The sequence below is a fragment of the Chitinophaga dinghuensis genome (genome assembly GCF_003259435.1).
Lineage (GTDB): Bacteria > Bacteroidota > Bacteroidia > Chitinophagales > Chitinophagaceae > Chitinophaga > Chitinophaga dinghuensis.
This window is the reverse complement of the sequence record NZ_QLMA01000004.1, coordinates 713,143-730,913: the sequence shown is the minus strand read 5'-3', so window position 1 is coordinate 730,913 and position 17,771 is coordinate 713,143. Positions and strand designations below refer to the sequence as shown.

Below are 17,771 nucleotides of genomic sequence, written 5' to 3'. Positions count from 1 at the left end.
ATCTAATTTATAAATGGACTTTGTTGGGGGCTTGAAAGTCAGCCTGTTATACCAAACTCCATGCCAATGTTAAATAGTGTTACCAACGTGGACAACGGGTCGCTTTTACTTTACCCCATGGATTTCCATTGTTGCCCAGACGATAAGTCAGTGTAAACCCACTGAACGCATACCAGTCTTTATACTTATCAGAACCACGTTTAGTACCGTCTACAGGATAAGTGCCTGGCGTCAGTTTACCGCTTACTTCATCACCTCTGTAAGCCATATCAACCGACTGCTGACCGCGATATGCCAGTAAAGTATTTTGATCTACATACGTTTTGCTGACATCATCCAGGTAATCAGTAGTAGTAGGACGAAGCCCCACTTCCACTCCCAGTGTCCAGCGATCATTCAACAGAAATTTCACACCTGCCCCAAACGGAATAGAAACCGTGAACAAATCATAAGGCAAACGATCAGGATATTGCGGCAATCCCTGACCTTCCGTTCCCAAACGACGTAAACGCACCCAGTTACCAGACTTGTCTTTTGCCTGCGGATCAAAGCCGAAACCAGCAATACCTGCAAACACATAAGGCGTCCAGCCTTTATCATCTATATCGAGGATATTTAATTCTCCAATCAAGGCAAATTCAATAATCTGACTGCGGAAACTCAGATTACGCGCCTTCAGTGCAGGACTTGCATTCGTACTGTCTGCCCCGGTAGCCACACCATAAGTAATTGCACCCCTAAGCGAAAAGTACCGGTTGAAATCTTTTCTCAATAATATACCTAACGCAGGTCGGGTGTATCGCAGGTCTACCTTTTTTTCTACGAGATCTCCGCTATAATTGCTGATGCCCAGAAACGCGCCTACATGCCAGTCTTGCGCCATGCTGATAAAAGGGATTGCCAAGAATAACAACAGTATTCCGGTAGATTTTCTGATTTTCAAGGTGTCAGTTTTTTAAGAGGTTAGTCCGGTATAATAACGAATATGCTATATAACGTAATTCCAGCTTCTTTTATTGGTTTAAAGCAGGTTAACGTGTATGTATTCACGTTACACCGTACAAATATTAATATTTAAGATGTAAAAATAAACTAATAATACAATTCAGCCATAAAGAATTACATTAACATCTAATATATGCCCATCCTTCCTGCTGTCTTTCCACCAGGTGAGCAATACCCGCAGGCACCACTCCCACAAAAGGAAATACCATCTCTTCACTGATATTGTTTCCGTTTAAAGTATTCCTGCAGATCAGCCATCGGACGCCATGCTCTGCTAATGCCTTTACCCGGGGCGCAAACACTCCTCCTTCACGCAGCAATAAACCATAAGCCTGCCCGTGCACCACCACCTCTACCTGAATGTCCTTACTGTTATTACTACAGTATGCTAACAGGTTATTCAACTGCCCCAACATCGCTTTTTGCGCATCTTCCGCAGATGTTGTGATCTGAAATACGACTTGCATATTGTAAATATAACAATATCAGTCAAATATGAAATAAAAAAATATTTCAGGGGATTAGGGAGACACTATTGCACATAACAGCAATAGGCTCACGCTGGTTTAAGTTGGGGAAAAATTAAAAAGGAAAATACTCAGGCCTGATCCCTGGCCTTCAACAATTCATATTGGGTTTCCTGAAGCTTCTGCTCCAAACGCCGGCATTTTTCCACCGCTTCGTTGATACGATGACGATAGGTTACTTCTTTGATCTCCGACTGCAACAAACTAATATTAGCCACCTGCAACTTCCGCCCCAGACGCCCTAATATCTGCCAGCCCAAATACAATACCACCGCCACACTCAATAGAAAAATACTCAGTAAAATCAATATGGAAAAAGATAATCCCCAGACAGTATAACCACCATGAGGACCGGCATAGGCGTTGCTCATCACGCAACCCGATAAAAGGATTGATAGGACAAAATGCTTTATGGAGACTCTAACTAACAATGATTTTCTCTTTTTCGGTGGTAAGCAAAATGATGTTTCCTTGTAAATCCAACACATTCAACACTATAAAGTCGACAATCGTTCAACAACAGGTAAATCCGCATGACACTCCCCCGTATAAAAGGACCAAAATTATGTTGGGGTGGTTGCTCGCTAAAATTATCCAATCATTCTGAAACAGATTTGTCCATTTCAGCTTTTTTTGAATTTAACCTTAAAAAAGTTTCACATTAGGCTGATTATCAATATGAACCCTTCCATCTTAAAATAATATGCGTTTTTAGGAATATTTTATCTATTTTGTATTATTAAGAATGCCCGTAGGACCAAAGTTATTATTGTTCAAAATCCCATGAATAACCTTAAAAGGTTGCACTATGTTAAAATCTTCCAGTTTTACCAGGGAACAGCTGGAGAACCTGGCGTTACAGGGTTTGTCCTATGCAGATGATCATGTGAGCGACCCTTTCAACATCAAAGAGGTTTCCGAGCGGTTAGGAATGTCCTATTCGTACTTTTACCACACTTTCGCTGAAGTCATGAAAGAGCCCTTCTGGCAATATGTCAAAAGACATCGCCTCGAACTGGCAGCAGGCCTGCTACGGCACAGCGGTTACAACATCGGGGAAATAAGCGACCATTGCGGATACGCTACCACCGCCGCCCTCAGCAAAGCCTTTAAACAACACTTCAGAGAAAGTCCACTGCAATTCCGAAAAATTCTCGAACTACCCAACGAAAAAAGGACCATTCAAATCACTCAGGCCATCACATCTGCCGCAGGCGATATCCCTCTTAGCTCCTTCTTCTCCTACGACCGCTGCGAACGCGTCACACTTCCAGATAATATTCTTTATTATTCACTCATCTCCCGCGGACAAAATCCCATCGCGGAAATGATGGCAAGAATGACGCACTTCACCGGCATCTTCCAGAAAATGAAAACACTCTACGATATCCCGCAGAGCAGAATCATTACCGGCACCCTCGATTCCGTTCCGGTGACTGACTATGAGAAACTCTCCATGTTTGCAGGTATTGCTATCCCGGCAACAGACTATAAAACGCTGATTCAACTGGATGGTAATTTTTCCTACCTGATGAAGAAACGTATTCCCGGAGGTTCCTATCTGCGGTTACCATTACCCATGGATTTCGCTACTGCCGGCATTCCTATGTACGACTTCATCAGTCGTAATTGCAAGGAAGGGATATTCAAAATGAGTGGAAATCATTTCTACATATCCCTTACCCAGCCTAACTTCAGCGAAATTTTCATTCCACTGCTTAGAAAACATTACTGATTACTTCTTCGGAAATATTGCCTTGAAGCAATTCGATGGCAAATCCTTGTAAGGCTTACCGGTGGTAGTATCCACCGGTGGCTTCCATACCCCGTAGAACTCATCCAGGAAAGAACCCGCGTCTGACCAAACCGTCTGCATCATACCCTGATAACGAGGTTTCATTTCCCGGGTAGCCGTGTTACGATAGTCAAACATATCCTGCAATTGCAACAATGCATTATCCGGCATTCTCCACGGACAAGTAATCACATTCAAACCCTTCATCGCAAATAACACCGGCGTCTTATCCGGACGTTCGTAATGCCAGTCGCATACCATGATGTCCTTCGGTACCAAATCCACCGCCCTATGGGTATTGTTCATACTAGCTTCCCACATGCCTAATCCAGTGGTCTTGCCATCCAGGAGCCTGTCGCCCCAAATCCATAACTGACGATCCTTTTCAGCCAGATGGTTCCGTATCTTCCAAATCTCTCCACTATACAATTCCGCTTTATCGCGCCCCCCGCAACGTGGACACTTGTCTTCTCCTATATAAAATACTTCATCCATCCCCGCATGAAAAGCGTTGGATTCAAATACATCACAGATCTCATCCACCAAATCAAATACTACTTTGTGTACCCCCGGATGCAAAGGGCAATAACTTTTACAGTACAAACCATCCGCATTCGGCCATTCATATTTCTCCGGCATCTTTACCCAGGGCGTTTCATCGAAATCTGGATAAACGCGGAGAAGATTCATCGTGTGCCCATGCCACGACTGATGCCCCAACAAATTGATCTGCGGAATCAGGCGGATATTATGCTTGCGGCAAACTTTTACCAGCTGCTTTATCTGCGCCTCGCTTAAAGCGCCGGAATCCCTCAGCTCAGGATGCGACTTATACTGATAATTGTAATCCACCCTTAATATCAAGGTGTTAATATGCCGGGGCGCCAACTCCTCATTGATAAACTTAATAAAGGCTTCCACCCGTGACGCATTGGGAGAACCGATACAGAATCCCCGTACCGGAAGGGAGTCGATGTTGTTTTTCTGTTGTGCTGAGACTGTCAGTGTTGCGACTAACAATAAGACAATGGTTGCTAAACTTTTCATGTAAATAAGGGTTTGATAAGGTGGTACACAAAATAGACAATGGAAATAAAGAATACTATGCCGTTCGCGGAATTACTAAAATCTTAATGCAAAAAATGTTGATATTTAATAAATTTGAATAAATACTATTCTTCATGAACGAATTGAAATTACCCTTTTACGCCAAACTTGCGCTTACTTTACTCTCGCTGGTATTGATCGTAATCATTGTGCGGACAGGGAGCGAAGTCATCATCCCATTGATTTTTGCCTTTCTCATATCCATTATGTTACTGCCATTGGCAAACCTGCTGGAGAAATGGCATTTCCCCAGAGGATTGGCCGCCATCACGTCCCTACTGGTTTTCATTATCCTATTTTTATCTGTGCTGATGTTGCTCATCAAGCAAATGGAGTCTTTCATCACAGATCTCCCGCAGCTGCAACACAAACTGGTCATTACCTTGAACTCCATACAGGCATGGGTAAACGAAAAATTCCATATCAACTCGAATATGCAAATGAGTTACCTGGAAAAACTGGCCATGGGTACCCTTGGTACCGCCACCAGCTTCGTTAGCACCACCCTGCTCTCGGTTTCTTCCATGGTGATCTTTATCGTTTTTATATTACTGTATACCTTCTTCATTTTGTTGTATCGCCGGATGCTGGTGAAATTCCTCATCTCCCTTTTTGATGCCAAGCACCGGGAAACACTGATGGGCGTAGTAGAGCGGACTCGCTCTATTATCAAAAGTTATGTGGGCGGTTTGATGATTGAAATGGTAGTGGTAGCCATCCTGAACTGCATTATTTTCTCCATTCTGGGTATCAAATACGCGATTCTGCTGGGCATGATGTCCGCCATATTTAACCTGATTCCTTACATCGGGATATTTGTGGCGCTGTTACTATGTACCGTTGTAACGCTCGCCACCAGCGTACCGTTGGCAGGTCTGCAAGTGGCCATCTCCCTATTCCTGGTTCACCTCGTAGATAGTAACATCCTGTTTCCAAGCATCGTTGGCAGTAAGGTAAAAATCAATGCCCTGGCTACTATCGTAGGCGTTATTCTCGGCAATATGCTCTGGGGTATTCCTGGTATGTTCCTGGCAATTCCAGTGATTGCTATTGTAAAAATTCTCTGCGAAAGCGTAGATAGCATGCATCCATGGGCTATTCTGCTGGGCGTAGAAGAAAAACCAAAGAAAATAAAAGTACCTCCTGCTCCAAAAGCGGAGGAATAAAAAATACTTCTACTAACAAAAAATGCCCCAATGGGGCATTTTTTGTTAGTGTATACTTCATTCATTTATTTCTTAGGCGGATGTGTTACCATTCTGCGGTAAGACCAGTAGAACACAATCGGGAAGATAAACAGGTTGAAAACAGTATCTGTCATCAATCCCCCAATCACTACTCTGGCGAGCGGTCTGGCTGTTTCTGAACCAATACCGGTACTCATCGCTGCCGGCAGCAATCCGATAGCCGCCATCATGGCTGTCATCACCACCGGACGGATACGAGACTCCACGCCTTCATGTATCGCCAGTTTCAGACTGGCTTCTGTGCCATCCGGCAAAGTGCGGATATTTGTCTTAAACTTGGATAAGAGAATCACCCCATTCTGCACACATATACCAAATAATGCAATGAATCCGATACCTGCAGAAATACTGAAGTTGGTATTCGTGAGCCACAGAGAGAAGATACCCCCGATAATGGCAAATGGTACGTTGTTCAATACCAGTAAGGAATCTTTTACCTTTCCGAAGAGGATGAAGAGGATCAGGAAGATGAGCAGTAAGCTGATCGGCACTACCTGTGTCAGTCGCTTGGTAGCACGTTGCTGATTCTCGAAATCCCCTGCCCATTCCAGGTTGTAGCCTTTTGGCAGCGAAATCTGTGCAGCCACTTTCTGCTGCGCCTCTGCAATGGTGCTACCAAGGTCGCGTTCACGCACGGAGAATTTAATCGCCCCATAACGTGCATGCTTATCCCTGTAAATCATACTAGGCCCAACGATATGCTTGATGTCTGCAATTTCTTTCAAAGGAATTTTATTCCCTCTGAGAGTAGGTACGGTCAGGTTTCCGATAGCCGTTTCATCTTCGCGGAAATTTTCCGGATAACGGATACGCAGATCAAAGTATTTCTCCCCTTCGTAAATACGGGTGGCCGCTTTACCGCCAATCGCCATTTCAATTACAGAGTTGGCATCTTCGGTTGTAACGCCGTACAAGGCCATTTTCTGCTGATCCAGGTTGATACGTAGCTCTGGCTGCCCCATATTCCTCAGAATACCTAAGTCTTCAATACCACGCACTGTTTTCAGGATCTTTTCAATCTGTTCTTCCTTCTCTTCTACTACTTTGAAGTCGTCACCGAAGAGCTTCACTACCAGCGATCCTTTTACACCAGATACAGCTTCTTCTACGTTATCCATAATCGGCTGGGAGAAGTTCAGGGTAATACCCGGAATCCCTTCCAGCTTATCGTTCATACGTTTGATGAGCTCTTCTTTACTCAGACCGCTCTTCCATTCCGACTGCGGATAGATGTCTACATGCAACTCAATATTATAAAAGCCGGTAGCATCTGTACCATCGTTCGGACGGCCAGTCTGAGACATTACCTGTCGTACTTCCGGGAACTGTAATAACTTACGACGAACGTCGTTGGCTATACGAACTGATTCATCCAGAGATGTACTCAAAGGTCCAGTAGCCCTGATATAGATAGCGCCCTCATTCAACTGCGGCAAGAACTCTGTTCCCAGGAATTTGAAGCAGTACAGGCCAATTACCAGCGCAATAAGAGAACTGAAGAATACGGGACGTCTGTGTTTAAAGGAGAAATTAAATATGCGGAGCGTTTTGGTATGTATGAAATTCAGGAACGGATTGTTTTTCTCCTTCACATTCTTTCTCAGCAGCATACTTGCCAAGGCAGGCACCAGTGTAAAAGTCAGGATCAGCGCTCCCAGCAAGGCGAAGCCCAGTGTCCAGGCCAGTGGAGAGAACATTTTTCCTTCTACTTTCTCAAAGGTGAAGATAGGCAGCAAACCAGTGATGATGATCAGCTTCGCAAACATGATGCCTTTACCATTCTCCATACAAGCTTTACGGATCATTCCCAGCTTACTCAGCTTATTGAAACGCTCCATGCCTACTTTATGAGCCTTGTGATCCAGCATCACGAATATCCCTTCCATCATTACCACGGCGCCGTCTATGATGATACCGAAGTCAATCGCCCCCATCGATAGCAAATTGGCGCTCATGCCTTTCATACGTAAACATATAAACGCAAAGAGCAACGCCAGCGGTATAACAATAGATACAATGACAGTAGTGCGCCAGTCGGCCATGAAGAGGAATACAATCACCGTTACAAAGATGATACCCTCAATCATGTTATGCAATACCGTGTGGGTAGAGAATTCGATGAGGTCTTCCCTGTTGTAGAAAGGTTTGATCTTTACATCTTCAGGAAGAATTTTTGTGTTCAGTTCATCAATCTTCACTTTCAGCTCCTGGATGACGTTTGCAGGGTTCTCTCCTTTGCGCATCACCACAATACCTTCCACCACATCATGATCTCTGTCGCGTCCTACCTGACCAAGGCGTGGAAGTGCCGCCAGGCTGACATCCGCCACATCTTTCACCAGTATAGGCGTACCATTGATATGGTCTACTATTATATTTCGGATTTCATCTTCGTTGTTGAGTACCCCGATACCACGCACCACATAAGCCTGTGCATTTTTAACAATCACATCTCCCCCAACATTCACATTACTTTTCTGTAATGCCTGGAACATTTCCTGGGCGGTAATATCGTACTGTACTGCTTTGGAAGGATTCATGGTCACCTGGTAGATCTTCACTTCCCCACCGAAACTAACGATATCGGCTACACCGGAAACAGATAACAGGTTACGTTCCACTACCCAGTCCTGCATCGTTTTCAGTTCCTGTACGGAACGTTTCGGGCTCTCCAGGGTATAACGGTATATTTCCCCTGTAGGACCGTATGGTGGCTCGATCTCAGGATCAGCGCCCTCCGGCAGGTTGGCAGAGGTAATATTATTATTGATTTGCTGACGGGCAAATGTATCGTCAACATCATCGTCGAAGATGATCTTTACTACCGACAGACCAAACAAAGAAGAACTACGTATATGCGTCTTCTTTTGTGCCCTGTTCATAGCGATCTCTATAGGACGGGTAACGAATCTCTCTACTTCTTCAGCGCTTCGCCCCTGCCATTGTGTAATAATGGTAACAGAGGTATTGGTTACATCCGGAAATGCGTCCACGCCTATCTGCTTGAAGCTGATATATCCAGCAACCGCCATGACTGCGGCTGCAAAGAAGATGAAGTATTTATTGACAAGTGAGAAAGCAAAGACTTTCTTCAGGAACTTATTCATGTACGGAAATTTTGATAAGTTGGCTAATGTGGTTACTGTTGATCCTTCAGTGTTTCATAGATAAACACCTGCTGGGAAGCAATCACCCTGTCGCCAGCCTGGAGCCCTGATGTGATATAGGCTCTGCCTTCAACGGTATGGTCCACTGTCACCTCGCGGATAGCCACGCCTGGCTTTTGATTGGTCAGTACCAATGCATAATATTTGTCTCTGTCGAAGATGATACCACGGGAACGGATACTCACTAAATCAGAATCGGAATGTCTTTGTGCTTTGATGCTGACAAACATCTCCGGCTTCAGGAGGTAACCGGGATTATCTATCACCACTCTGGCTTTCATTACTTTCTTCTCCGGATCCAGTACATTGTAGATCTTGTCGATACGACCTTCAAATACTTTGTTAGGATACGATAAGGTGGTCATCTGTACTTTATCGCCCTGATGAACGCTGGAGATATCGGATTCAAATACATTTATGATAGCCCAAACATTTGCCAGATCGGCCACTTCGAAGATGGGATCATTGTTATCCTGGCGCCATTGCATGTTTTCCACCGCTTTCTTCGTCACCACAAATCCTGGTACAGTGGCTTTTACGGTATAAAACGTTTGATGCGCACCGCCATTGATATCGGCAATTGCTTTTGATTTGTTGTAGGTGGCTACTGCTTTATCGTAGTTTCCTTTTGCTTCTTCGTAATCTTTACGAGAGTTTAAACCGCTTTTGTAGAAAGACTCGGCTACTTCCAGGCTGCGTTTAGCCATTTGCATATCCTGTTGGCTGATGGTCTGATCGGCGGTAAATCCAGCCATTTCAGGGCTTTTAATGACAGCGAGGGTTTGGCCGCGTTGCACATAATCGCCGGAATTGACTTTCACATTGGTAACGATACCGCTCACCATGGGAAAAATCCTGGCCATTCTGTCTTCATTGGCCGTGATTTTTCCCGTTAGTGAGATTTGGTTCTCTACTTGCATCACGCTGGCGGTATCCACTTCCAGTTTCTTTATTAAAGAATCGGTAAGGGCCCATTGCACAGGAGCATCAGGCGTCTTGGCTTTAGTGCCGCAGCCTGTGAGTATGCCGGCAGAGAGTATAATAGAGGCAGTTGCAGGTAAGCAGGATTTGATAATATTTTGCATGGTGAAACGTAAAGTTTAGAGATGGAAGATCTGTGAACCGGTGGTATAATTAAGTTTTTCAAGAGCGCTGAGCCTGTTGTATTTGAGCTCATTCATCTTCAGGACATTACTACGATATGCGTCATAGAGGTCGATGAACTCCAGTAGTCCGATGTTATGGAGACTGTAATTCTTCTCGATTTCTTTCATCATCGTCGTATAGTCGTTCTCGAAACCCGGATCAAAATCACCAATCAGTTTTTCTGTTTGCAACGCTTCTTTCATACTATTCATCACTTCATGTTGCAGTTGGTCTTGTTGTCCTTCCAGCTGGAGTTTGCTGCTTTCCAGTACCGCTTTGGCCATTTTGATATTGCCTTGGTTGCGGTTAAAGAATGGGAGTGGCATACTAACGTTCAGACCATTGTAATTTCTTTCGAAATTGCCCTGTTTATCATAGGAGAAGCCTACTGTCAGATCTGGTACAGCATTGGCTTTCTGGAGACGCAGATTCAGATTGCTGTAGTTTACATTCTCTTTGGCAATCTTCAGGTCGTAGCGATTTTCCATTGCGGTATCCAGCAATGTTTGGTAGCTGTATTGCGCCACCAGCGGCAAATGTTCTGTGCCCGGCAACTCCGGAACAATAGTAACGGTCGCGGGTATACGAATCAGCAGTGCCAGATCGGATTGTGTTTGTTGCACATCCAGTCTTAACTGCAATTCGTCATGCTGTAAATCGTACAGGAGCGATTTCAGACGGATAATTTCTTTCGGGGCAATGTTGCCCATTGCTTTCTGTTGTTCAAAAACTTTAACTACCGTTTGGAGGAAAGCAATCTGGCTGCTGTACGTTTGCAGCGATTGTTGCTTATAATAGAGATCGTAGAAGTTATCTGCCAAAGAGAAACGCAGGGTACGGAGCAGATCGAAGAACTGGAACTCGCTCATCTTTACCCCACTGCGGGCCATTTGGATTTCCTTGTTACGCTTTCCGGCCAGCTTCACCAGCTGCTGTACCTGGAGGGTGTTTTCACTATCATAACCGAAATCGAACCATTTTTGGGTGGTGTGGTTATACAATGTATTCTCAAACGTAACCTGCGGGTTATCGTATAATTTGGCGGTGATAATACCTGCTTTAGCGGAATCGATGTTATACCGTTGTGCCAGTAAAGGGATATTCTTCTGTAACAGCAACTGCTCTGCCTGAGAAAGGGTAAGCTGCAGGGAGTCTTTGCTTTGCGCCGAAATGCTACTTCCACAGAATGTTTCATACAGCATTAGTAATAGGAACAATGCTAGTCTATTAGTCATACAACAAATTTTTTCGTTGCAAAGATGACTATAGCCTATTAGCCGTATGTTAGAACGAGATTAAAACCAAATTAGATTTAGTGTTCATTATCAAAAAAAATGTGAAATGTAGTCCCCTCACCCTTAACGCTACTCACCGTAATGCGGGAGCGATGCAAATGGAGAATTTTCTGGGTCATAGAGAGACCGATGCCGTAACCGGCAAAACTATGCGCATTAGTAGCCCGGTACAGGGGCAGGAATATTTTCTCCTGTTCTTCCTTATCGATCCCGATACCGTTATCGCTGACAGATAATAGAATTCCTTCTTTATTGACTTCCAGCCTGCATTTCACGGGGGCGTTGTGGGAAAACTTGAAGGCATTCCTGACGATATTATTAATGGCCAGCGCGAGTAATTGCCTGTTTCCTCTGATGGTTAGCTGGGCAGGATTCTCTGGCAGGTGTAATAACTGTATGTCCAGCGGCAAAGGCGTTTCCTGCTGCTGCCAGTATGCCTGGATCTCCCAGAGCAATTCATCCATGCGGATATCTTCCGTTTGGGCAGGGTCCAGCACTGCATCCACGCGGGTTAGCTGCAAAAGGCCGTCTGTAATGATTTTCAGCTTCTCTGATTCATCCAGCAGCGTGCTTAATGTTTCTTTATATTGTTCTGTAGTACGGTCTTTCTGCATTGTTACTTCTATTTCACCAATGATAGTGGTAAGTGGCGTACGCAACTCATGGGAGGCATTAGACACAAAGGAGCGTTGCATTTCAAAAGCATGCTGCATATGTTCCAGCATCTCATTGAAGTTGGTGGCCAGTTCCGCTATTTCATCTTTGTTCTTCCCGCGGTTCACCCGCATATGCAGGTTGCTGGCGCGGATGCGCTTTACCTGGCGGTTGATGCTTTGAATAGGCTGTAATGCTCTGCTGGCGTACCATTGCCCCAGCAGATATACTACCAGCATTGCCACAAATCCCATACATACGAGAATCCAGAGCAGATACTGCAATTGTTGTTCTCCTATGGTATTACGAGCAGTTACAATCACGACGAAGTCGCCCTGGTTATCAGGATAATACATGCCCAGTCCATACTTATCGCCGAAGGTAAAACGGTAAATATCATGTCGGCGAATCTGATCCAGCAAGGATACCGGCCAGTTGTATTTTATTTTCTCAATAAATACAGGTTGATTTTTATTATCATAGATGTTGCTGGATTCGCCTGGAATACTCTGCTGATAGCTCTTTTCAATTTCCAGGAACTTCTTTTTGGTCAGCTCATCTTTTTCCAGGTAAACCTGGGCCGTTACGAGGGCTCTTACTTCCAGCTGTTTATAGAAATTATTTCGAACATATCGGGCAGACAACAGGTACACCAGGATAAAAACCACAGTAAGCAAAATACCGGAGATCAGTGTAAACTGAAGGGACAAACGGTGACGTATCTTCATATCAGCTCTTAATTTTCATGACATAACCCATACCTACAACTGTATGGATCAGTTTATCGCCGCTGAATCCTTTTTCAATTTTATTCCGCAGATAATTGACATATACGTCTATAGTATTAGTACCGGTGTCGAATTCAAGTCCCCATACAGATTCTGCAATCAGGGCGCGGGAAAGCACCTTGCCTACATTTTTAAGGAAGAGTTCCAGCAGTGCGTATTCTTTGGCCGTGAGGATAATTTCCCTGCCTTCCCGATGGGCCGTTTTGGTATTGGTATCCAACTGTAGGTCTGCCAACGCCAGTACAGGAGCTTCCGGGCGGAACAGGTTCTTTCTTCTGCCCAGGGCGTTGATACGGGCGAGTAATTCTGAAAAATGGAATGGTTTGGCGAGATAATCATCCGCACCTGAGTTCAGCCCGTCCACTACGTCAGTGGTGGCATTGAGGGCGGTCAGCATGAGAATGGGTGTCTGTAATCCGGAACCACGGAGGTTTTTACAGATGGTAAGACCGTTCATACCAGGCAGCATGACATCCAGCAGAATCAGGTCATAATCTTCCTGAATCGCCATATGCTGGCCAGAAGGGCCGTCTGGTATAACGTCTACCTGATGTTGATGTTCTTCCAGGCCACGTTTGATAAACGCGCCTACTTTAGTTTCATCTTCAATAACCAATATCTTCATAAGCTGTGCTGATTGATCTGTATGAAAACGAAATTAGGTAATGTTGCAGAGATGGTTATTAAAGCGGGATTAAATTCCTTAGCTTTACACATCATCCAATAAATGTGACCTTTACCATGCATGTACCGGAATTTAGCGCTGGGGAACTAACACTTCGTCCTATTAAAGATACAGATACTGCAGCACTGTTCAAATTGTTTTCCAATGATGAGGTAACACGATATATGGACATTGCTTCTTTCAATAACATCATAGAAGCTACGCAAATCATCGCTCATTTCCGGGAGCAACAGCAGACGGATCAAGGCTTTAGGGTTGCCATCACTTTTGCAGAAAAAGATGAATTGATTGGCACCTGCGGGTTTCATAACTGGAAGAAGGCGCATTACAAAGCAGAAATCGGATACGATCTGATGCCCGAATACTGGGGCCATGGTATTATGACGGCCGCAGTGGGCGCACTGGTAGCATTTGGGTTTAGAGAGATGGAACTCAATCGCATAGAAGCATTTGTAGATCCGGTAAATAACGCATCGGCAAAGCTGTTACAGCGACTCGGATTCACGCGGGAAGGATTGCTGCGGGATGCTTTCTTTGAAAAAGGCAGTTTTGTAGACGCAGATATTTACAGTCTGTTAAAAGCCGAACATGCAATCACCATTTTGGGAAAATATTGATGAAATAAAAAAATGAGACTGACTTACAGACACGCAACAATTGAAGATCTGGACCGCATCGTGGCCATATATAATACTACTATCGCCGGCCGCATGGTTACCGCAGATACAGAACCGGTAACTGTGGAGAGCAGGCTAAACTGGTTTCACGCCCATGATGCGGACCGCAGGCCATTATGGATGATTGAGGATGCAGGTATAAATATCGGCTGGATGAGTTTTCAATCCTTCTATGGCCGCCCTGCCTATAACGGGACGGTGGAAGTCAGCATCTACCTGGATGAAACTGCGAGAGGCAAAGGATATGGCGGAGAAATTCTTCGTTATGCCATTTCCGTTAGTCCTAACTTCAAAATTGATACATTATTAGGATTTATTTTCGCCCACAACATACCCAGTCTTAAATTGTTTGAGAAGATAGGCTTTCAGGAATGGGCGCATCTCCCCGACATTGCTCTGATGGATGGAGCGCGCAGGAGCCTGAAAATCCTGGGTTACAAGATCTAAACTATTTACTATGTGGTGGATATATGCCTTGCTATCAGCTTTCTTTGCAGCATTAACAGCCATCTTCGCGAAGATTGGCGTGGCGGATATTTCTTCTAACCTCGCCACTGCGATACGTACTATCGTCATTTTATTTGTGGCCTGGGGTATCGTCTTGTTTCGGGGAGAATATAAAGGAGCTGGCAGCATTTCCCGCCATAGTCTGATATTCCTGGTATTGTCCGGTGTAGCTACCGGACTTTCCTGGGTCTTTTATTTTAAAGCCATCCAGTTGGGCAAGGTCAGTCAGGTAGCCCCTGTGGATAAGCTCAGCGTGGCGCTGACCATCATTATGGCAGCCGTATTTTTGCATGAGAGTCTTACCTGGAAAACAGCGATAGGCGCCGGACTGATCATATCGGGCACCTTGGTATTAATATTAAAGTAAGTAAATATATTTTAGGAAGACACGGATGCTCCGTCAGGAACAATTTTATACACGCAACGGCGGGCGCCATTGATGATATGTTCCATTCTTGAAACGGACACATCGTTTCCTACTATGCTGACAAACGTTCTCATTTCAGAGGTACAAATGTTATCGCACTCTGTTGCCGCGCAACATATAGGACAGTGATTTTCAATGAAGTAGTACACCCCATCTTCTTTTTTCCATTCAGCTAAATATCCTTCCCCGCTTCTGATGGTAGCAAAAGCTTCCAGGCGGTTTTCGATGCCGGTAATGTCCTGGAGGGCGGCATGGTATTTTTCCTGTTGGTTCTGTTCGCGGGCAGAAACGACATTAGCGAGCGCTTCCTTGCCGAGAACGGATTTGATGGTTTGTATGAGTTGGAGACTTAATTCGGTATGGGTATCAGGGAAGCGGGCGTTGCCGAGGGCGGTCAGGCTCCATATCTGTTGCGGACGACCTACGCCACGGGAGATGCTTTCGGACTGTACCAGTCCTTCTTCCTGCAATTTAACAAGGTGGAGACGAGCTCCTTCACCGGTAATACCCAGCTCAGCCGCCAGTTGTGAAGCTGGCAGCGGACCTCTGGTCTTGAGTATAGTCAATAACCGGTCGGCAGCATTTCTGATTCGAGTTGGGTGATTTTCCAAGTTTTTACTTGTTTTATTATCAAATCTCGTATTTTTGTGGAAGGTAACAAAATGTTTTTTTACCTCAAAACCCCGGAAAGCGGGGTTAAAAGTCAATATGGGACTGGAATTTCTGTGAAAAGGTTGTAAATTTGCGCTCCTTGTCACTATTCTGGCCCGCCCACTGCGAAAATCCGGTAGCAGTGCATTCTAACACAATATTTTGGCCGGGTAACCGGCTTCAATTATTTAAAACAGTTCTGAGTATGATTACCGTATCAGAGAAAGCAGGTGAATATATTAAGGCATTAATGGAGAAAGAGCACCATGCGCCAGGCACCTTTGTTCGTGTAGGTGTTAAAGGAGGCGGATGTTCCGGTCTGGAATATGTAATGAAGTTTGAAAATACAGAGGAAGAAGGGGACCAGGTGTTTGAAGACAGAGGCATTAAAGTGGTAGTACAAATGAAGAGCTTATTGTACTTATACGGAACCGAACTGGATTATTCCGATGGTCTGAACGGTAAGGGTCTTTTCTTCAATAACCCGAACGCAACCAGAACATGCAGCTGCGGGGAAAGCTTCGCGGTATAAACCAACCAACCGCCAGGCTGCAACCGAACAACCTCTAAATCACAAAACCGTATGATAAATAGTAACGAAATAATAGATGATATAGCCAATAAGGAGTATGAGTTTGGCTTTACCACCGACATTGAAATGGATATAGCACCTCCTGGGCTGAATGAAGATATCATCCGTTTTATTTCGGCGAAAAAAAATGAGCCGGAGTGGTTGCTGGAATGGCGACTGAAGGGTTTTCAGGCTTTCAAAAAACTGAAATTCCCTAAATGGCAGCATTTTGAACTTCCTGAACTGGACCTGCAGGCACTCTCCTACTATGCGGCGCCTAAGAAGAAAAAACAACTGAACAGTCTGGATGAAGTAGATCCTGAACTGCTGGCTACTTTCGAGAAACTGGGTATTCCTTTAAATGAACAGAAAGCACTGACAGGCGTAGCAGTAGATGCTGTATTTGACAGCGTTTCCGTTGCTACTACTTTCAAAGGCAAACTGAAGGAAATGGGCGTGATTTTCTGCTCCTTCGGTGAAGCGGTGCAGGAATATCCTGAACTGGTTAAGAAATATCTTGGTACCGTAGTACCTCATTCTGATAATATTTTTGCTGCGCTCAACAGTGCAGTATTCTCCGACGGTTCATTCGTGTACATTCCAAAAGGCGTTCGTTGCCCAATGGAACTGAGCACTTATTTCCGTATCAATGCACAAAATACAGGACAGTTTGAACGTACCCTCATCGTCGCAGACGATAACAGTTACGTAAGCTACCTGGAAGGCTGTACCGCTCCTATGCGCGATGAAAACCAACTGCACGCCGCTGTAGTGGAAATCGTTGCCCTGGATCATGCAGAAGTAAAATACTCCACCGTTCAAAACTGGTACCCTGGCGATAAAGACGGTAAAGGCGGTATCTACAACTTCGTGACCAAACGCGGTATATGTAAAGGACAGAGCAGTAAAATCTCCTGGACACAGGTAGAAACTGGTTCTGCAATTACCTGGAAATATCCAAGCGTTATCCTCCAGGGTGATCATTCCGAAGGTGAATTCTATTCCGTAGCAGTGGTTCGTAACAAACAGATCGCTGATACCGGTACTAAAATCCACCACATCGGAAAAGGCACCAGAAGCCGTATTATCTCTAAAGGTATTTCTGCCGGTCATGGCGATAACAGCTACCGCGGACTCGTTTCCGTTGGTCCACGCGCAGAAAATGCCCGTAACTTCACACAGTGCGACTCCCTGCTGATCGGTAACCAATGCGGTTCTCATACATTCCCTTACATCGAGTCAAGGAATAAAACCGCGATGATCGAACACGAGGCAACTACCTCTAAAATCGGTGAAGATCAAATCTTCTACCTGAATGCCCGCGGTATCGATTCCGAAAAAGCAGTAGCGCTGATCGTAAACGGTTACGTTAAAGAAGTACTGAACCAGCTCCCTATGGAATTTGCCGTAGAAGCTCAGAAACTTTTATCTATCACATTGGAAGGAAGCGTTGGATAGTTGGGAATTGGTTACGAAGATTAACCAGTAACTGATTACTGACAACTATTTAAACATACAGAAA

At 44.7% G+C, this 17,771-nt stretch carries 17 protein-coding genes; 7 read left to right on the top strand and 10 right to left on the bottom strand.

Annotated elements, in window-relative coordinates:
- Positions 1-79: 79 nt before the first annotated feature.
- From porG to CLV59_RS15195, 3 genes are all read right to left on the bottom strand, one after another.
- Positions 80-943, bottom strand: a complete 864-nt coding sequence (porG, locus tag CLV59_RS15205; protein ID WP_111592883.1) for a type IX secretion system protein PorG — start codon at positions 941-943, stop codon at positions 80-82.
- A 181-nt stretch (positions 944-1,124) separates the two neighbouring features.
- Positions 1,125-1,472, bottom strand: coding sequence for a DsrE family protein (locus CLV59_RS15200; RefSeq protein WP_111592882.1), 348 nt, complete (start codon positions 1,470-1,472; stop codon positions 1,125-1,127).
- 131 nt (positions 1,473-1,603) lie between these two features.
- Positions 1,604-1,903, bottom strand: coding sequence for a hypothetical protein (locus tag CLV59_RS15195; protein WP_111592881.1), 300 nt, complete (start codon positions 1,901-1,903; stop codon positions 1,604-1,606).
- A 437-nt stretch (positions 1,904-2,340) separates the two neighbouring features.
- Between CLV59_RS15195 and CLV59_RS15190 the strand changes: the two genes are divergently transcribed.
- The gene (locus CLV59_RS15190; RefSeq protein WP_111592880.1) at positions 2,341-3,267 is read left to right on the top strand and encodes a helix-turn-helix transcriptional regulator; all 927 of its coding nucleotides are present in this window, start codon (positions 2,341-2,343) and stop codon (positions 3,265-3,267) included.
- Here the strand turns inward: CLV59_RS15190 and CLV59_RS15185 are convergent, their stop codons facing one another.
- Positions 3,268-4,374: a family 20 glycosylhydrolase gene (locus CLV59_RS15185; protein WP_111592879.1), complete on the bottom strand. Its 1,107-nt coding sequence runs from the start codon at positions 4,372-4,374 to the stop codon at positions 3,268-3,270. It abuts the gene before it with no gap.
- Positions 4,375-4,508: 134 nt separating this feature from the next.
- Here CLV59_RS15185 and CLV59_RS15180 point away from each other — a divergent pair, with 134 nt between their 5' ends.
- Positions 4,509-5,600 (top strand): AI-2E family transporter, encoded by a 1,092-nt coding sequence (locus tag CLV59_RS15180; RefSeq protein ID WP_111592878.1) that lies wholly within the window; start codon positions 4,509-4,511, stop codon positions 5,598-5,600.
- Between the two features lie 65 nt (positions 5,601-5,665).
- Here CLV59_RS15180 and CLV59_RS15175 read toward each other — a convergent pair whose 3' ends face one another.
- From CLV59_RS15175 to CLV59_RS15155, 5 genes are all read right to left on the bottom strand, one after another.
- Positions 5,666-8,788 carry an efflux RND transporter permease subunit gene (locus tag CLV59_RS15175; protein WP_111592877.1) on the bottom strand — a complete coding sequence of 1,041 codons (3,123 nt, stop codon included), beginning with the start codon at positions 8,786-8,788 and terminating at the stop codon, positions 5,666-5,668.
- A gap of 32 nt (positions 8,789-8,820) precedes the next feature.
- Positions 8,821-9,933: an efflux RND transporter periplasmic adaptor subunit gene (locus CLV59_RS15170; RefSeq protein ID WP_111592876.1), complete on the bottom strand. Its 1,113-nt coding sequence runs from the start codon at positions 9,931-9,933 to the stop codon at positions 8,821-8,823.
- A 15-nt stretch (positions 9,934-9,948) separates the two neighbouring features.
- On the bottom strand, positions 9,949-11,229 hold the full coding sequence (locus CLV59_RS15165; protein WP_111592875.1) for a TolC family protein: 1,281 nt from the start codon (positions 11,227-11,229) through the stop codon (positions 9,949-9,951).
- Between the two features lie 77 nt (positions 11,230-11,306).
- Positions 11,307-12,671: a sensor histidine kinase gene (locus CLV59_RS15160; RefSeq protein WP_111592874.1), complete on the bottom strand. Its 1,365-nt coding sequence runs from the start codon at positions 12,669-12,671 to the stop codon at positions 11,307-11,309.
- A 1-nt stretch (position 12,672) separates the two neighbouring features.
- Entirely contained in the window at positions 12,673-13,356 is a 684-nt protein-coding gene (locus CLV59_RS15155) for a response regulator (protein ID WP_111592873.1), read from the bottom strand.
- A 116-nt stretch (positions 13,357-13,472) separates the two neighbouring features.
- On the opposite strand from CLV59_RS15155, the gene CLV59_RS15150 reads away from it, so the two are divergent.
- From CLV59_RS15150 to CLV59_RS15140, 3 genes are read left to right on the top strand one after another with little or no spacing between them, the layout of a single operon-like run.
- Positions 13,473-14,033, top strand: a complete 561-nt coding sequence (locus CLV59_RS15150; RefSeq protein ID WP_111592872.1) for a GNAT family N-acetyltransferase — start codon at positions 13,473-13,475, stop codon at positions 14,031-14,033.
- Positions 14,034-14,045: 12 nt separating this feature from the next.
- Positions 14,046-14,540, top strand: coding sequence for a GNAT family N-acetyltransferase (locus CLV59_RS15145; protein WP_245950877.1), 495 nt, complete (start codon positions 14,046-14,048; stop codon positions 14,538-14,540).
- 10 nt (positions 14,541-14,550) lie between these two features.
- Positions 14,551-14,967 carry an EamA family transporter gene (locus tag CLV59_RS15140; protein ID WP_111592871.1) on the top strand — a complete coding sequence of 139 codons (417 nt, stop codon included), beginning with the start codon at positions 14,551-14,553 and terminating at the stop codon, positions 14,965-14,967.
- Between the two features lie 11 nt (positions 14,968-14,978).
- Here CLV59_RS15140 and CLV59_RS15135 read toward each other — a convergent pair whose 3' ends face one another.
- The gene (locus CLV59_RS15135; protein WP_111592935.1) at positions 14,979-15,638 is read right to left on the bottom strand and encodes a helix-turn-helix transcriptional regulator; all 660 of its coding nucleotides are present in this window, start codon (positions 15,636-15,638) and stop codon (positions 14,979-14,981) included.
- A 245-nt stretch (positions 15,639-15,883) separates the two neighbouring features.
- Between CLV59_RS15135 and CLV59_RS15130 the strand changes: the two genes are divergently transcribed.
- Both CLV59_RS15130 and sufB read left to right on the top strand, forming a co-directional pair.
- Complete coding sequence (locus CLV59_RS15130; protein ID WP_111592870.1) at positions 15,884-16,210, top strand: HesB/IscA family protein; 327 nt, start codon at positions 15,884-15,886, stop codon at positions 16,208-16,210.
- A gap of 51 nt (positions 16,211-16,261) precedes the next feature.
- Positions 16,262-17,707, top strand: a complete 1,446-nt coding sequence (sufB, locus tag CLV59_RS15125; protein WP_111592869.1) for a Fe-S cluster assembly protein SufB — start codon at positions 16,262-16,264, stop codon at positions 17,705-17,707.
- Positions 17,708-17,771: the final 64 nt, after the last annotated feature.

Excerpts from the sequence above, each read along its gene's own strand:
- CLV59_RS15180 (WP_111592878.1), top strand. The coding sequence starts at position 4,509 with ATGAACGAATTGAAATTACCCTTTTACGCCAAACTTGCGCTTACTTTA.
- CLV59_RS15195 (WP_111592881.1), bottom strand. The coding sequence starts at position 1,903 with ATGAGCAACGCCTATGCCGGTCCTCATGGTGGTTATACTGTCTGGGGA.
- CLV59_RS15140 (WP_111592871.1), top strand. The coding sequence starts at position 14,551 with ATGTGGTGGATATATGCCTTGCTATCAGCTTTCTTTGCAGCATTAACA.
- CLV59_RS15170 (WP_111592876.1), bottom strand. The coding sequence starts at position 9,933 with ATGCAAAATATTATCAAATCCTGCTTACCTGCAACTGCCTCTATTATA.
- CLV59_RS15155 (WP_111592873.1), bottom strand. The coding sequence starts at position 13,356 with ATGAAGATATTGGTTATTGAAGATGAAACTAAAGTAGGCGCGTTTATC.
- CLV59_RS15160 (WP_111592874.1), bottom strand. The coding sequence starts at position 12,671 with ATGAAGATACGTCACCGTTTGTCCCTTCAGTTTACACTGATCTCCGGT.
- CLV59_RS15190 (WP_111592880.1), top strand. The coding sequence starts at position 2,341 with ATGTTAAAATCTTCCAGTTTTACCAGGGAACAGCTGGAGAACCTGGCG.
- CLV59_RS15200 (WP_111592882.1), bottom strand. The coding sequence starts at position 1,472 with ATGCAAGTCGTATTTCAGATCACAACATCTGCGGAAGATGCGCAAAAA.
- CLV59_RS15165 (WP_111592875.1), bottom strand. The coding sequence starts at position 11,229 with ATGACTAATAGACTAGCATTGTTCCTATTACTAATGCTGTATGAAACA.
- CLV59_RS15130 (WP_111592870.1), top strand. The coding sequence starts at position 15,884 with ATGATTACCGTATCAGAGAAAGCAGGTGAATATATTAAGGCATTAATG.
- CLV59_RS15175 (WP_111592877.1), bottom strand. The coding sequence starts at position 8,788 with ATGAATAAGTTCCTGAAGAAAGTCTTTGCTTTCTCACTTGTCAATAAA.
- CLV59_RS15185 (WP_111592879.1), bottom strand. The coding sequence starts at position 4,374 with ATGAAAAGTTTAGCAACCATTGTCTTATTGTTAGTCGCAACACTGACA.
- CLV59_RS15150 (WP_111592872.1), top strand. The coding sequence starts at position 13,473 with ATGCATGTACCGGAATTTAGCGCTGGGGAACTAACACTTCGTCCTATT.
- sufB (WP_111592869.1), top strand. The coding sequence starts at position 16,262 with ATGATAAATAGTAACGAAATAATAGATGATATAGCCAATAAGGAGTAT.
- CLV59_RS15145 (WP_245950877.1), top strand. The coding sequence starts at position 14,046 with ATGAGACTGACTTACAGACACGCAACAATTGAAGATCTGGACCGCATC.